The 14456-nt window shown below is 59.7% G+C and carries 13 protein-coding genes; 1 reads left to right on the top strand and 12 read right to left on the bottom strand.

The window, feature by feature from the left end; translation table 11 throughout:
* Positions 1-7: 7 nt before the first annotated feature.
* The 12 genes from ispH to KT71_RS05795 form a co-directional block, all read right to left on the bottom strand.
* Entirely contained in the window at positions 8-955 is a 948-nt protein-coding gene (ispH, locus tag KT71_RS05850; RefSeq protein WP_008296375.1) for a 4-hydroxy-3-methylbut-2-enyl diphosphate reductase, read from the bottom strand.
* Complete coding sequence (locus KT71_RS05845; protein ID WP_008296376.1) at positions 955-1425, bottom strand: FKBP-type peptidyl-prolyl cis-trans isomerase; 471 nt, start codon at positions 1423-1425, stop codon at positions 955-957. Before KT71_RS05845 ends, ispH begins: the two co-directional genes overlap by 1 nt.
* Complete coding sequence (lspA, locus tag KT71_RS05840) at positions 1426-1938, bottom strand: signal peptidase II (RefSeq protein ID WP_023660398.1); 513 nt, start codon at positions 1936-1938, stop codon at positions 1426-1428.
* Positions 1931-4735, bottom strand: coding sequence for an isoleucine--tRNA ligase (gene ileS, locus KT71_RS05835; protein WP_008296378.1), 2805 nt, complete (start codon positions 4733-4735; stop codon positions 1931-1933). Before ileS ends, lspA begins: the two co-directional genes overlap by 8 nt.
* The gene (ribF, locus tag KT71_RS05830) at positions 4732-5685 is read right to left on the bottom strand and encodes a bifunctional riboflavin kinase/FAD synthetase (RefSeq protein WP_008296379.1); all 954 of its coding nucleotides are present in this window, start codon (positions 5683-5685) and stop codon (positions 4732-4734) included. The genes ileS and ribF overlap by 4 nt, the downstream gene beginning before the upstream one ends.
* Positions 5686-5743: 58 nt before the next feature.
* Positions 5744-7366, bottom strand: coding sequence for a murein biosynthesis integral membrane protein MurJ (murJ, locus tag KT71_RS05825; RefSeq protein WP_008296380.1), 1623 nt, complete (start codon positions 7364-7366; stop codon positions 5744-5746).
* On the bottom strand, positions 7363-8001 hold the full coding sequence (locus KT71_RS05820) for an NUDIX domain-containing protein (RefSeq protein WP_008296381.1): 639 nt from the start codon (positions 7999-8001) through the stop codon (positions 7363-7365). Before KT71_RS05820 ends, murJ begins: the two co-directional genes overlap by 4 nt.
* Positions 7998-9014 (bottom strand): aspartate carbamoyltransferase, encoded by a 1017-nt coding sequence (locus tag KT71_RS05815; protein ID WP_008296382.1) that lies wholly within the window; start codon positions 9012-9014, stop codon positions 7998-8000. The genes KT71_RS05820 and KT71_RS05815 overlap by 4 nt, the downstream gene beginning before the upstream one ends.
* A gap of 62 nt (positions 9015-9076) precedes the next feature.
* Positions 9077-10525 carry an exodeoxyribonuclease I gene (sbcB, locus tag KT71_RS05810; RefSeq protein WP_008296383.1) on the bottom strand — a complete coding sequence of 483 codons (1449 nt, stop codon included), beginning with the start codon at positions 10523-10525 and terminating at the stop codon, positions 9077-9079.
* A complete protein-coding gene (locus KT71_RS05805) occupies positions 10512-12035 on the bottom strand; it encodes a fumarate hydratase (RefSeq protein WP_023660397.1) in 1524 nt (507 codons plus the stop codon). The genes sbcB and KT71_RS05805 overlap by 14 nt, the downstream gene beginning before the upstream one ends.
* A 28-nt stretch (positions 12036-12063) precedes the next feature.
* Entirely contained in the window at positions 12064-12825 is a 762-nt protein-coding gene (locus tag KT71_RS05800) for a hypothetical protein (RefSeq protein WP_023660396.1), read from the bottom strand.
* A gap of 110 nt (positions 12826-12935) precedes the next feature.
* Positions 12936-13559 carry a urate hydroxylase PuuD gene (locus tag KT71_RS05795; protein WP_008296386.1) on the bottom strand — a complete coding sequence of 208 codons (624 nt, stop codon included), beginning with the start codon at positions 13557-13559 and terminating at the stop codon, positions 12936-12938.
* Positions 13560-13754: 195 nt separating this feature from the next.
* Here KT71_RS05795 and sodB point away from each other — a divergent pair, with 195 nt between their 5' ends.
* The gene (gene sodB, locus KT71_RS05790) at positions 13755-14333 is read left to right on the top strand and encodes a superoxide dismutase [Fe] (protein ID WP_008296387.1); all 579 of its coding nucleotides are present in this window, start codon (positions 13755-13757) and stop codon (positions 14331-14333) included.
* The last annotated feature ends 123 nt before the right edge of the window (positions 14334-14456 follow it).

Genomic DNA, 14456 nt, shown 5'->3' with positions numbered 1-14456 from the left:
CCCTGTTCTAATCGACGGGCCGGAGGCGCAGCTCCCTGGGCATACTGAAAGTGACATTCTCAGGCCGGCCATCGACCTCATGCACTGACTCCGCACCTAAGGCCTGCAGTCGATCAATAACCTCCTGCACCAAAATCTCCGGCGCCGAGGCACCGGCGGTAACGCCGATATTCTGCTTCCCTGACAGCCACTCAGGATTAATTTCGTCCGCGCGATCCAACAGAAAAGCCTCAGCACCCATGCGCTCCGCAAGCTCCCGGAGCCGATTGGAATTAGAGCTGTTCGGAGATCCCACGACGATCATTAAATCGCAGTCCGCCGCAAGCTGCTTTACTGCATCCTGCCGGTTCTGTGTGGCATAGCAAATATCATCCTTGCGTGGGCCCGTAATCGCTGGAAACCGGGCTCGGAGGGCTTCGATCACCCGCGCCGTATCGTCCATGGACAGGGTGGTCTGGGTGACGTAAGAAAGCTTTTCCGGATTGCGGACCGTTAGGCTCGCAGCCTGCGCTTCGTCCTCCACGAGGTAAATATCACCACCCTTGCTGTGATCATATTGGCCCATGGTGCCTTCGACTTCCGGGTGCCCCTCATGCCCGATGAGCACACACTCCCGCCCTTCAGCGCTGTAGCGGGCAACCTCAATGTGCACCTTGGTGACCAGCGGGCAGGTCGCGTCAAACACCTTGAGCCCCCGGCTATCGGCCTGCTTGCGCACCGCCTGAGACACGCCGTGGGCACTGAATATGACAATGCAGTCGTCGGGGACCTCCTCCAACTCATCCACGAACACGGCACCCCGGGAGCGCAGGTCGTCAACGACAAAGCGGTTATGGACCACCTCGTGACGCACATAGATAGGAGCACCAAAGACCTCCAGGGCGCGATTGACGATATCGATCGCCCGGTCGACGCCGGCGCAGAAGCCCCGGGGATTTGCCAGCTGAATATCCATCAGTGCAAGTCTACCGCTTCGAGGCGGTGAATCTGAACGTCGAATAAAATGGTGTGACCCGCCAGGGGGTGATTAAAGTCGACGGTGACCTCCGTATCGTCAAAACCCACGATCATGCCCGGAAGCTCACCGCCGGACGCATCCGCGAAGGAACACACCAGCCCCAGTTCGAGCTCAAGATCCTCATCGAAGCCATCTCGGGGAACACGCTGGACATTGTTCTCGTTGGGCTGACCGAAGGCCTCCTCCGGCGGCACCTGAAACAGCTTTCGCTCACCGGACTGCATACCAATGATACGGCGCTCAAAGCCCGGCAGGAGACTGCCATCGCCGATCGCGAAGCTCACGGCCTCGCCTCCGAAATTGGAATCCACCTCTGCACCGTCTTCCAGCGCCAGAGAAAAATTCAAAAATACCCGGGTGCCTTCGCCCACATTGCCATCCATCGCATCATTCACCGCGTCTGTCATTTAACTACCCTGCTCCTCCTTGGAGACCTCGTCCGTCGCAGAGTTCACGAGGCTATCAAGAATGATGAGAAAAGCACCCACAGAAATAGCGGCATCGGCAACGTTAAAGGTCGGAAAATACCAGTCACGATAATGGACACTGATAAAATCAACAACGTATCCAAGGTGGATGCGATCCACAAGATTCCCCAGGGCACCGCCGAGTACCAGCGCCAGCGCCAGGGACAGCTGCCACTGCCGGGGCTTCAGCTCCTTCAGCCAGTAGACAATCATAGCGCTGACTGCCAGAGCCAATGTGGCAAAGAACCATCGCTGCCAGCCACCGGCTCCCGCCAGAAAGCTAAAGGCGGCCCCCTGATTGTGATGGAGGGTCAGATTAAACCAGCTCAGTAGCTTTACGGGCGTCGCGTAGCTCAGCTCGGAAGAGGCCAGCCATTTGCTGGCCTGATCGAGGATTACGATCATCAATGCCAGACCGTACCACCGGGCCGCGCCTCCCAGGGTCTCAGGCAAACTCCCGCACCTCGCCGGGGCCATCAACATTACTGACACAGCGTCCGCAGAGCGTGGGATGTGCCTCGTGTTCACCGATATCCGCACAGCGATGCCAGCAGCGCTCGCACTTCTCCGCGCTGGACGCGGTGACCAGCAGCCGCAGACCCGCAAGCTCCGTCTCCGCAGCCTCGGGGGGCGCTGACGCCAGGGACGCGACGTCCGCCGACGAGGTGATGAGCACGAAACGCAGTTCCTTGCCCAGTCCCCCAAGACGCTCAGCCAGCAGTCCATCGCAATACAGGGTGACTGCCGCATCCAGAGAGCCCCGCAGCTCGCCCGCGGCGCGAAGGGCTTCCAACTGTTTGTTCACCGCGGTGCGCACGGCGATCAGAGCATCCCAGTAATCTGCATCCAGCGTGTCATTGCGTGACAGTCGCAGGAGCGGCGCACCCCAGCCGGCGAGGAGCACGGAATCCTCGCGCTCACCCGGGAGGTTCTCCCAGAGCTCTTCGGCGGTAAAGGACAGGATAGGAGCCATCCACCGCGCCATGGCATCAGCAATACGGTAGAGCGCCGTTTGCGCAGAGCGCCGGGCATGGCTGTCCGCCCGGGTGGTGTATTGCCGATCCTTGATGATGTCCAGATAAAAGCCGCCCATCTCTCCGGAACAGTAGTTGTGAAGGCGGTGACAGACCTGATGGAACTGATAGGCATCGTAGGCCTGCTTCAAATCCTCCTGGAGCCGCGCCGCGGAGTCCACCGCCCAACGATCCAGGGGCAGCAAGTCCTCATCCGCAAGCGCATCCTCTGCGGGATCAAAACCGGAGAGATTGGCGAGCATGAATCTCGCCGTGTTGCGAATGCGACGATAGCTGTCTCCCGTGCGCTTGATGATCTCATCGGAGACGGCCACCTCGTTCCGATAGTCCGTCGAGGCGAGCCAGAGGCGCAGAATATCGGCGCCCTGATCATTCATGGCTTTGCGAGCGGGAATGATGTTGCCGATGGACTTGGACATTTTCCGTCCGTCGCCGTCCACAGTGAAACCGTGGGTCAGCACGGCCTTGAACGGCGCTTCACCGTAGGCGCCGATTCCCGTCAGAAGGGACGACTGGAACCAACCGCGGTGCTGATCCGAACCCTCAAGATAGAGATCCGCAGGAGACGTAAGCTCTCCCCGGCGCCGCAACACGCAGGCATGGGTCACCCCGGAATCAAACCAGACATCCAGGGTGTCCGTCACTTTATCGTAGTGCTCAGCGTCATCGCCCAGGAGTTCCCGGGCTTCTAGGCTGAACCATGCCTCAATACCGGACTCCTGGATACGCGTCGCTACCTGTTCGATAAGCGCCGGTGTATCCGGATGAAGCTCCGCCGTCTCCTTGTGCACAAACAGCGTGATGGGCACACCCCAGGTGCGCTGTCGGGAAATACACCAATCCGGTCGCTCGCTGAGCATGGATTCGATGCGGGCGCGGCCCCAATCGGGAATCCATTGCACGCCGTCCACAGCGTTCTGGGCGGCGTCGAGAAGCCCGTTTTCGTGCATGCGTACAAACCACTGGGGGGTTGCACGGAAAATCAGCGGGGTTTTGTGACGCCAGCAATGGGGATAGGAATGTTGGTAGTCCTCATGATGCAGGAGTACACCCCGCTCCTCGAGGGCCGCCACGATATTGCCATTGGCTTTGAAAACATGCTGTCCGCCAAAGAGCGCCGTGTCCTCGCGAAATACACCGTTGGGGCCCACGGGGTTGTCGACGGACAGGTCGTAACGCATGCCGACGATGTAGTCATCCTGACCATGGGCGGGCGCGGTGTGCACAAGGCCCGTGCCCGCATCAACGGTGACGTGCTCCCCAAGGATCACGGGTACCTGGCGATCAAGGAAGGGATGCTGGAGCAATTGCCGCTCGATAGCGCGCCCCTTGCAGCGTCCAAGAATCTCCGGCTCTCCCAGGCCATAGCGGGCAGCGCAGCTTTCCGCCAGAGCCTCTGCCACGAGCAAGCGCTGATCCTCAGCGGCAATGAGCACGTAGTCGAGATCCGGGTGCACGCTAACCGCACGGTTTGCCGGTAAGGTCCAGGGGGTGGTGGTCCAGATCGGGGCGACTACCGCCACGCCGTCTTCCAGTCCGCAGGCGTGGTTGATTGCCGATGCATCCACCGCGGCAAAAGCAACATCGATGGCGGAAGACTGCTTGTCGGCATACTCCACTTCGGCTTCAGCAAGGGCTGAGCCGCAATCCAAACACCAGTGCACGGGTTTGAAACCCTTGTGTACGTGGCCGCGCTCCACCAGGCGACCCAGGGTCCTCACAATGTCGGCTTCAAAATCGAAGTCCATGGTGAGATAGGGATTCTCCCAATCGCCGATGATCCCCATGCGCACAAAGTCTTCGCGCTGGTTATCGATTTGACGCCGGGCGTAGGCGCGGCATTTTTCGCGAAATTCTGCCGCGCTGAGCTTGACGCCGGGCTTGCCTACCTTTTTCTCGACATTGAGCTCAATGGGCAGTCCGTGACAGTCCCACCCCGGCACGTAGGGCGAATCAAAGCCATCCAGGGTTTTGTATTTGACGATGATGTCCTTCAGGACCTTGTTCACCGCATGGCCCACGTGGAGATCGCCATTCGCATAGGGCGGCCCGTCGTGGAGAATAAATTTCGGCCGCCCTACCCGCGCCTCGCGGATGCGGTGATAGAGCCCCATATCCTGCCACTGTTTGATTCGCGCAGGTTCCCGCTGGGCAAGGTTCGCCTTCATGGGAAATCCCGTGGTCGGCAGGTTCAGGGTGTCCTTGTAGTCACTCATGAGATTCTTCGTTCCTCAGTGCCCAATGCAAACCAGGCACGAGCTCCTTCAATGTCTTCATGTATTTTTGCCTTGAGTATTTCCACGGACTCGTAGCGTTCTTCTTCTCGAAACTTATGCAGGAAACGCACGCTGATGCGCTGACCATAGAGTGTGTGGTCGCCATCGAGAATATGCACCTCCAGATTGGGTTTCAGCCCCTCCTCCACGGTGGGCCTGACGCCGACACTGGCAATGGCTGGCGCATCATCCAGACCCCCGCCCGAGACGGTCACTGCAAAGACGCCGCTTAGGGGAACGCTTCTCCGCCGCAGGGCAATATTGGCCGTCGGGGAGCCAATCTGCCGCCCCAGTTGGCGTCCGTAAACGACCCTCCCGGAAATCTCGTAGTCCCGCCCCAGGCAGGCCCGGGCGGTGGCAAAATCACCGGCGGCCAGAGCTGTGCGCAGGCGGGTGCTACTCACCCGCTCGCCCTCCACCTCGATGGTTTCCGTGGCCAGGGTGTCAAAGCCCTCCCGCTTGCCAATGGACTCCATGAGAGAAAAACCACCCTCCCGGTCATGGCCGAAGCGAAAATCATCTCCCAGCACCAGGGCACGAACGCCCAAACCCTCCACAAAAATGTTCTCGGCAAACTCCTCAGCAGACATCTGGCGCAGGGTCTCGTTAAAGCGAAGGCACAGCAATCGGTCTACGCCCAGGGCCGCCAGGGACTCAAAGCGCTCTCGAAAACTCTGGAGACGCGCGGGCGCTGAGTCCGCCGCCAGATACTCGCGGGGCAGGGGTTCAAAGGTTACCACCGTAGTGGGAAGATCAAATTTTCGGCCCTGCTCTGCCAGCTGGGAAATCACAGTCTGATGACCCAGATGCACGCCATCGAAGGCGCCGATGGTCGCTACGCTTGGGCGAATTTTTGCGCGCAGGCTGCTACGGCCGCGAAGGAGCTCCATGGCGTCACTAAGGCTTAAAAAAAAGACAGCGCAGTATATCGAAGAACGGCCGGACAGCCTATGCAGAGCCGCCGCGATCCCCGTCTGATTTAAGGGTCGAAAACGAGGGCGCCCTTACGTCCGCCGGACGCATGCCTGCCAGCCAGAGAAGCAACAGATACGACAGGGCGCCCACGCCGCAGACCCCCAGGATACGCAGCCCTCGCTGCATCCAGGTCCAGTCCAGCCACAATGTCTCATGGGGCGTCACGTAAATCAGGACCAGAACCATGCCTACACAGGCAAAAAAGAGCCGGAAGAGGTATCGACGCCACTGCGGATCAAAGCGATAAACACCCTCACGTCGCAGGCCCCGCCACAGAAGACCGGCATTGAGAAACGCGCTGAGACTGGTGGCGAGGGCAAGACCCACATGACCGATACCACAATAAAACATCAGGGGCACGACAAAGACGAGATTCATCACCATGTTGGCGACCATGGCGCGAATGCCGATGCGCACGGGCGTCACCATGTCCTGACGGGCATAGAACCCGGGCGCCAGTACTTTGATCAGCATAAAGGCGCACAGTCCCAGACTATAGGCGCGGAGACTTAACGCCGACATAGCTATATCGCGCTCACTCAGGGCTCCGTAGTGGAACAGGCTGATGAGAATAGGCTCCGCCAGTATAAGAAGCGCCAGGGACGCAGGAACACCCACCAGCAGCACCGAGCGCACCGCCCAGTCCAGGGTTCGGGCGTAGTCGTCTTCCCTCGCGGCAGATTTTTGCGCTGAGAGCGTGGGCATAATGACCGTCGCCACCGCAATCGCAAAAACACCGAGGGGCAGCTCCGTGAGGCGGTCTGAGTAGTAAAGCCAGGAGACACTGCCTGTGGGTAAAAAGGAAGCCAGCACCGTATCAAACAGCAGGTTCAGCTGACTGACGGACACCCCGAAAAGCGCCGGAATCATCAGCGTCATCACCTGCCGGACCCCCGGGTGGCGGGGCTCCCAGCGCGGCCTGGGCACCAGGTCCAGCCGATAGAGAAAAGGCAGCTGGAACAGCAATTGTATGAGCCCCGCAAACAACACCCCCCAGGCCAGGGCAAAGGCCGGCTCGGAGAAGTGAGGCGCCGCCAGCAACGCGGCCCCTATCAGGGAGAGGTTCAACAGCACCGGCGTAAAAGCCGGCACCGCAAAGCGACCATAGCTATTGAGAATCGCGCCACACATCCCCGTCAGAGAGATCAGCATGAGGTACGGGAAAGCGATTCGAATCAAGTCCGCGGTGAGGGCAAATTTTTGCGGCTGTGCGATGTACCCGGGGGCAAACACGCCGGCGACCAACGGCGCCGCGAGAAGAGTGAGCGTCGTCAGCACAAACAGCACGCCGCCAAGGACCCCTGCCACCCGGTCGACCAGAGCTCTTACCGCCGCCTGGCCGCCGTTCTCACGGCACTCTGCAAGCACGGGTACAAAAGCCTGGGCAAAGGCCCCTTCGGCAAACAAGCGCCGGAGAAAATTGGGGATTTTAAAGGCGATGAAAAACGCGTCGGCGTTCGCGCTGGCACCGATAACCGCGGCGAGGATGACATCTCTCGCAAGTCCCAGCACCCTCGACAACATAGTCATGGTACCCACGACCGCGCTGGAGCGCAGTAAACCGGGAGGGCTCTTGGCAGTCACGTCCGGGTTCATGGGGTCGGCGTGGCGTCGCTATTCCAGGTCTGCTTAAGGCGCTCGCCATGGAGAGCGAACCATTGCAGGGCCACCAGCGTGTGTCCGTTATTGATCCGATCTTCGGCGAGTAATGCCAGGGCGTCACGCCGGGAAACCCGGTGCACCAGAATATCCTCCCCTTCGAGCGCCAAACCACGCACCTGTCCCACGGCCGCATCAAGCACCCGCCCGCAAAAAAGCCGCACATGCTCGCTGCAGGCACCGGCGCTGGGATAATAAGAAGCTATGGGCACCAGATCGCCGAACTCACAACCGGCTTCTTCCCTGCCCTCTCGACGGGCGACGGACTCATCGCTTTCGCCGGGATCGACGATGCCGGCAATAAGCTCCAGCATCCATGGGCTCTGCGCATCGCGCAGACTGCCCGCGCGAAACTGCTCTATGAGAATCAGGGAGTCCGTGTCGGGATCATAGGGCAGGACGCCCACGGCATCTCCGCGCTCGAACACCTCCCGCGTGACCGGCTCGCACCAGCCACCACTGAAGCTCCGGTGCTCAACGGTGATTTTCTGCACCGCGAAATAGCCGTCGAATACCCGCTGGTCTGTGAGCGTTCGCACATCCGCGCGACCGAAGCGCAGAGAAAAACTCACGTGAACCGGCCACCGGTGTACCAGGCCACATCCCGGGCATGTTTGTCGACCTGCCCCACCACGTCCAGGACCATGGCAAACAGCGCCATACGCACCAGCACACCGTTGTCCGTTTGCCTGAAAATGGCCAGGTTGGGGTTTTCGTTGAGGTCGTCATCAAGTTCCCGGGCAGCCTCCCGTGAATCCCGAGGCAGGGGATGCATAATCACCGTATTCGGATCACAGTGCCGGGTGTAAATCTGCTGGTTCAGGCGAAAACGGCCCCGGTACAGGTTTGCTTCCTCCGGCGACGCGAAACGCTCCTCCTGCAGGCGCGTGCTGTATACGATATCAACGTGGGTTATCCCCTCTTCCATGGCATCGCTTTCCAGCACCGAGTGCCCTGCCTCACGCAGGGCTTCCACGATTTCAGCGGGCATCCGCAACTCGTCAGGGGATACCAGGGTTACGCTCACGCCGTCAAAGAGGCAGAGGAGCTTACACAGACTGTGCACCGTACGGCCAAAACGCAGGTCACCCACCATGGCGATACGCAGAGCATCAATTCCCCGGCCCTGAGCAGACAGCTCGCTGCGGATCGTATAGAGATCAAGTAAAGCCTGCGTAGGATGCTCGTTACTGCCGTCGCCACCATTGATCACCGGCACGCGACTGGCCGCCGCAAATTCCGCTACGGACCCGACCTCGGGGTGACGCATGGCGACCACATCGGAGTAGCCCGATAGTACCCGCGCCGTGTCATACAGGGATTCACCCTTGGCAATAGCGGAGTTCTCGATCCCCGTTGTCTCCCGAACCTCTCCGCCCAGGAGATTAAAAGCGCTGCCAAAGCTCACCCGCGTCCGTGTGCTGGGTTCAAAAAACATCGAACCGAGGATCGCGCCTTCGAGAACACGGGTCACTTTGCGGCGTCGGGCATAGGGCTGCATGGCATCGGCCACCTCAAAAACAGCCTCCACGTCCGACCGCTCGAACTGTCCTACGGAAAGGATATGGCTACCCGCGAATTGCATAGGACTCCGCCTGCATAATATCAATGGCACCCATTATACGGGTCCGGGATAGCGATGGTCGCTCAAGCGAGCAGGCTGTCGCCCCAACGTTGTAATTCTTCAAGAACATGTCGGTCGCGATCGGTAATCTGAGCCGCGATCAGGCGCTCTTCGATAATCCCGTTAAGGTCCTCGAGATTCAGACTACGGCCGTCACCTTCACTGATACGGGCAAAGCGGTATTCCTCCCAGCGGGCCCGCTCTTCATCATTCAGCGTCTCGGGATAATTGCGGGCGCGGTAGCGAAAAAGCATTTCCTCAAGCCGGGTATCCTCGAAGGCAACGGTGGTGGTGGCAAGATCTTCCGGAGTCAGAGCAAGGACGCGGTCCAGGGTCCGCCGGTCTTCCTTCGGAATGAACCCGCCGCTGTACAGCATGCGGTCCGGATCGGTCTCGGGCTCTCTTCCTGATAACTCTGACACGGCTCGCAGCTTGTCCCGGAGCGCCCCGGGCATGCGCTCATCATAGGCCCGCAATCGCTGGAGGTTCCCATGACAGACAGCAAGATCAAGCCCCGACCGCTCTGCGACCGCGGCGTCCGCCATTTTTTCGGGTAACAGCACGGGGCATCGATTGATATGCACGGACTTGATTCCGGGTCGCACTTCGCCTTCACCTAAATCGGCGTTGGACGTGTATAGCCGTCGATGCAACTCCTCCGCGGGCAAATCGATGATCAGCGCCGCATCAACGCTGAGATCCGCGCAGATGACTTCGTTGCGGTTCTGATAGTGCACCGCCAGAGGAAGGATCAGGCCCAGGTTAGCCCGCCGTGCGCCAAACATACCGGATACGTGCAGCACCGGTTGCGCCATGGGGTCCAGCAGTGGCTTTACCGCCTGCTTGAAGCGCTGCCGGAACAACCAGTCAAACAAACGTGGCTGTTTATCTTTGATGGCGCGAGCCAGAGCAATCGTCGCCTTTACATCGACCAGGGCATCGTGGGCCTGCCCCTGCTCAAGCCCATTGGCCTTGCACAGATCCTCGAGGCGAAAGCTCGGCAGGCCATCGTCTCTTGTCGGCCAGTTCAGGCCCTCGGGGCGCAAGGCATAAGCGGTGCGCACCACATCGATAAGATCCCATCGCGATCGACCATCGCCGTACTCCCGCGCATAGGGGTCACGAAGGTTTCGATAGAGCGTGGCGCGCGTTACCGTGTCATCAAAGCGCAGGGAGTTATAGCCCACGGCACAGGTGCCCGGCTTCATGAACTCGTCGAGGATGGTGCTCATGAACTGCGCCTCAACGACGCCCTCGGCCAGGGCTGTTTGCGGCGTAATGCCGGTGATGAGGCAGGCGTCAGGGTGAGGCACATAGTCCCTCGGCGGCTGCGCGTAGATCACCAGGGGTTCACCGATGAGATTCAGATCCAGATCCGTACGCAGACCCGCGAACTGCGATGGGCGATCGTAAGCGGGATCTACGCCAAAGGTTTCATAATCGTGCCAGTAAAACGTCTCAGATGAGCTCAAGAGCCTGCTCTTCGATGACGCCACGCCAATGCGAGGGCCCGGACATATGCACCGATGTGCCTCGGGTATCCACCGCGACACTGACGGGCATGTCTTTCACTTCAAACTCATAGATTGCTTCCATGCCCAGCTCCGGGAATGCGACGACCCGGGATGAGGTGATCGCCCGGGAAACCAGGTACGCCGCGCCCCCAACGGCCATGAGGTAGACGGCCTCGTGCTTGCGTATGGCATCGATGCCCGTAGGGCCTCTTTCGGCCTTGCCAATCATCCCCAGCAATCCGGTCTCCTCGAGAATGAAGTCCGTAAACTTGTCCATCCGCGTGGATGTGGTGGGTCCCGCGGGTCCGACGACCTCGTCCCGCACGGGATCAACGGGTCCGACGTAGTAGATAAAGCGATCTCTAAGGTCTACACCCTCGGGCAAGCCCTCACCGCTCTTGATCAGCTCCTGCATCTTTTTGTGGGCGGCATCGCGCCCCGTAAGCATTTTGCCCGAGAGCAAGAGCGTGTCCCCGGGCTGCCAGGTCGCCACTTCTTCGCGGGTGACCGTATCGAGGTTGACGCGGCGGACGTCGTCTCCCGCCTCCCAGCTGATGTCCGGCCAGTCGTTCAGATCCGGCGGCGTCTGCAAAGCGGGTCCGCTGCCATCGAGGGTGAAATGGGCGTGACGGGTCGCAGCACAGTTGGGAATCATGGCCACAGGCAGAGAGGCAGCGTGGGTGGGAAAATCCTTGATTTTCACATCCACAACCGTAGTAAGTCCGCCCAGGCCCTGGGCACCGATACCCAGACGGTTCACCGCATCCATAATCTCCAGACGCAGTTCCTCCACGCGATTTGAAGGCCCCCTCTCCCGGAGGTCAAAAATATCGATAGGATCCATCAGCGACTCTTTGGCAAGCACGGCGGCTTTTTCCGCGGTGCCCCCAATACCAATACCCAGCATCCCCGGAGGGCACCACCCCGCGCCCATGGTCGGTACGGTTTTTACCACCCAGTCCACGATGGAGTCCGAAGGATTCAGCATGGCAAGCTTCGCCTTGTTTTCCGAGCCCCCGCCCTTGGCGGCCACCCGCACATCCACGGTGTTTCCGGGCACCAACTCCATGTGAATCACCGCCGGGGTGTTGTCACCGGTGTTTTTACGGGCGCCCGCGGGATCGCTGAGAATTGACGCTCGCAGCACATTGTCGGAGTGCGTGTAGGCCCGGCGCACCCCCTCGTTGATCATCTCGCTAACCGACAGCTTTGCGTCCCAGCGAACGCCCATGCCGACTTCCAGGAATACCGTGACGATGCCCGTATCCTGGCAAATGGGACGATGCCCCTGAGCGCACATGCGGGAGTTAATCAGAATTTGCGCCATGGCATCTTTTGCCGCGGGGTTTTGCTCCATCTCCCAGGCTTTGTGCACCGCCTGCACAAAATCCACCGGGTGGTAGTACGAAATAAACTGCAGGGCATCGGCAACACTGTCGATGAAGTCATCCTGTCGAATTACGGTCATAGCTCTGTCCTTGTCCTCAAGCGGGGGCCTAACCGCCGGCACCCGGTGTCTGCATAGCGCGCAACTGGGATTGAAGCTGAGAAATACTGGCATTGGTGGATTGACGGAAGGCGTTGATGGACTTGATCCACTCCTCGTTCCCCCCTACCCGCTTACCCAGTTTCGCGAGCTCCAGGTCGATGGCGTTCAGGGCGTCGGCAACGCGCTCTACCTCCGCCTGGCTTGAGCGCGCACTGGCAGCCATGCGCTCAAGATCTCCCGAGACCTTTTGCAACCGCGAAATGTCCTGAAGGGCTTTGCCCAGATCCGCCTGGGTCGCTTTCACGGACTGCGTATTTGCAGCGACGGCGCCATCGGACCGTTTTGCACCGGCCTCAAGCTTGCCGAGACGCTCCTTGGTGCTCTTCCAGACGTTGTCCCAAAGCTTGCGCACTTCGCTATCCAGCTCACGAATTTTGGCCGCCTGCACCGCCGCGTTCTGGTTCATCCCCTCATCGGTATCTGAGAGACGATCCTCCAGGTCGCCAATGCGCTTCTCGTAGCGCTCCAGGACGTGACCCGTCTGCGTCAGACGCTCCTGCAACTGCCATGACCAGGTGCAGGCCGCCAGCGCGACCAGCAGGGCAATGACCAGCACTATCCCTGAAATCAGGCCAGGCTTGCCTCCACCCTCGGGTTTTGGGGTCGACCGGGAGCCACCTCGAGGTCGCGGTACAGCAGCCGAGGGTGGCCCGCCTTCACGGCTGGCACTGATCGAGGGTATCGGTGAAATGTCGTCGTCTTTGGACATAGGACTCGGGTTCTAATGTCGGTTTTAAATAAAAACGGGCGCGATTATATCGCGCCCGTCACCGGAAAGTGACATCCGGCGTAAATCGCCGGACGGTGATCTCCCAGGGCTTACAGGTAGGCCATGAGCGCCCAGATAACACCCGTAAGCGCGATACTGAGATGCACGACTCCCACCACACTGGCCATAGGCCCCATACGTCCGAATAGCGCATTAAGCTGCAGGAGCACAATCAGCCCGCAGGCCGCCGCAAAGCCCGTGGTGCTTACGGGAATCATCTGCGAGAGATGCTGGGAACCCAACATGCCAAACAGCATAGGTCCGGAAAAAAGCGTATTGGTGCGGGATGCCAGGCCGGCCTTTGCTGCCGCTGCGGGCCCATCGCCTTCCTTCATACCAAGAACAATCTGCTGTTTAGGCCAGATCACCAGCCATACGTTGAGGAACATAAAGGTGCCGGCCAACGCCCCCATGAGAATCAGTGCACTGACGCCGGTATTGGCAAAGGCATTCACGAAGTGCAGAAGCCCCAGCCCCGTAAGAAACGTCACCAACGCCCCGTAGCGGAACCATTTAAGGGCGCGGGGCGCCAGCTTCTTCATGGCGTCCGCTTTGGCCGTGGCCTCCGCTTCCTTGAAGTACTCCGTTTGTACGAAATTGAAGTAGTACAGCATGCCAATCCAGACAAGACCGGCGAGCACGTGAAACCAACGAATAATAAATTCTACAACCATGTGATCCTGCCCCAGTGAGGTTTCTGACGCCCTATCATACACCGGCGGATGAACACACACATCGGACTCGCGCCGTTTTCCGTATAATCCCCTCAACCGCAGTGGCGGACCCGGGCAGCAACGAAGCGCTCGTTTCCACCGCCCGCCCTGCGCGCTGTCTCAAATACACCCGAAATTGAGCTTGGAGACTTTTTTATGGCTTTTGAACTACCCGCTCTTCCCTACGAGCAGAACGCCCTGGAACCCCATATCTCGGCAGAGACGCTGGAGTATCACTACGGCAAGCACCACAAAACCTACGTAGACAAGCTCAACGGCATGGTGGCCGGCACCGCAATGGAGTCCGCGAGCCTGGAAGACGTCATCCGCCAGTCTGAGGGCGGCATGTTCAACAATGCAGCTCAGGTCTGGAACCACACTTTTTACTGGAACTGCCTCTCCCCCAACGGTGGTGGCGAACCTACGGGCAAGCTGGCAGAGGCAATCAATGCGGCCTTTGGATCTTTCGACAAGTTCAAAGAAGAGTTTTCTGCGGCGGCGGCGGGCAACTTCGGCTCAGGCTGGACGTGGCTGGTACAAAACACCGATGGCTCTGTCGCCATCAGCAACACCAGCAATGCAGGCTGCCCCGTGACCGAAGACGTCACGCCGCTGCTCACCGTGGATGTCTGGGAGCACGCCTACTACATCGATTACCGCAATGCGCGACCCAAGTACCTGGAAGCGTTTTGGAACCTGGTTAACTGGGACTTTGTTAGCGGCAACATGGCGTAAAAAGACCGAAACGATAAGCCGCCTCAGCGAGAGCTCAGGCGGCTTTTTTGTGCCCGTCATTCAGGATCCCTCGATAGCCGACAGCACGAGGGCAGTCCTTGCTCCGCGTCGCGCTAAATCGGT

The organism is Congregibacter litoralis KT71 (genome assembly GCF_000153125.2).
Lineage (GTDB): Bacteria > Pseudomonadota > Gammaproteobacteria > Pseudomonadales > Halieaceae > Congregibacter > Congregibacter litoralis.
This window is presented reverse-complemented; position numbering and strand designations above follow the sequence as displayed.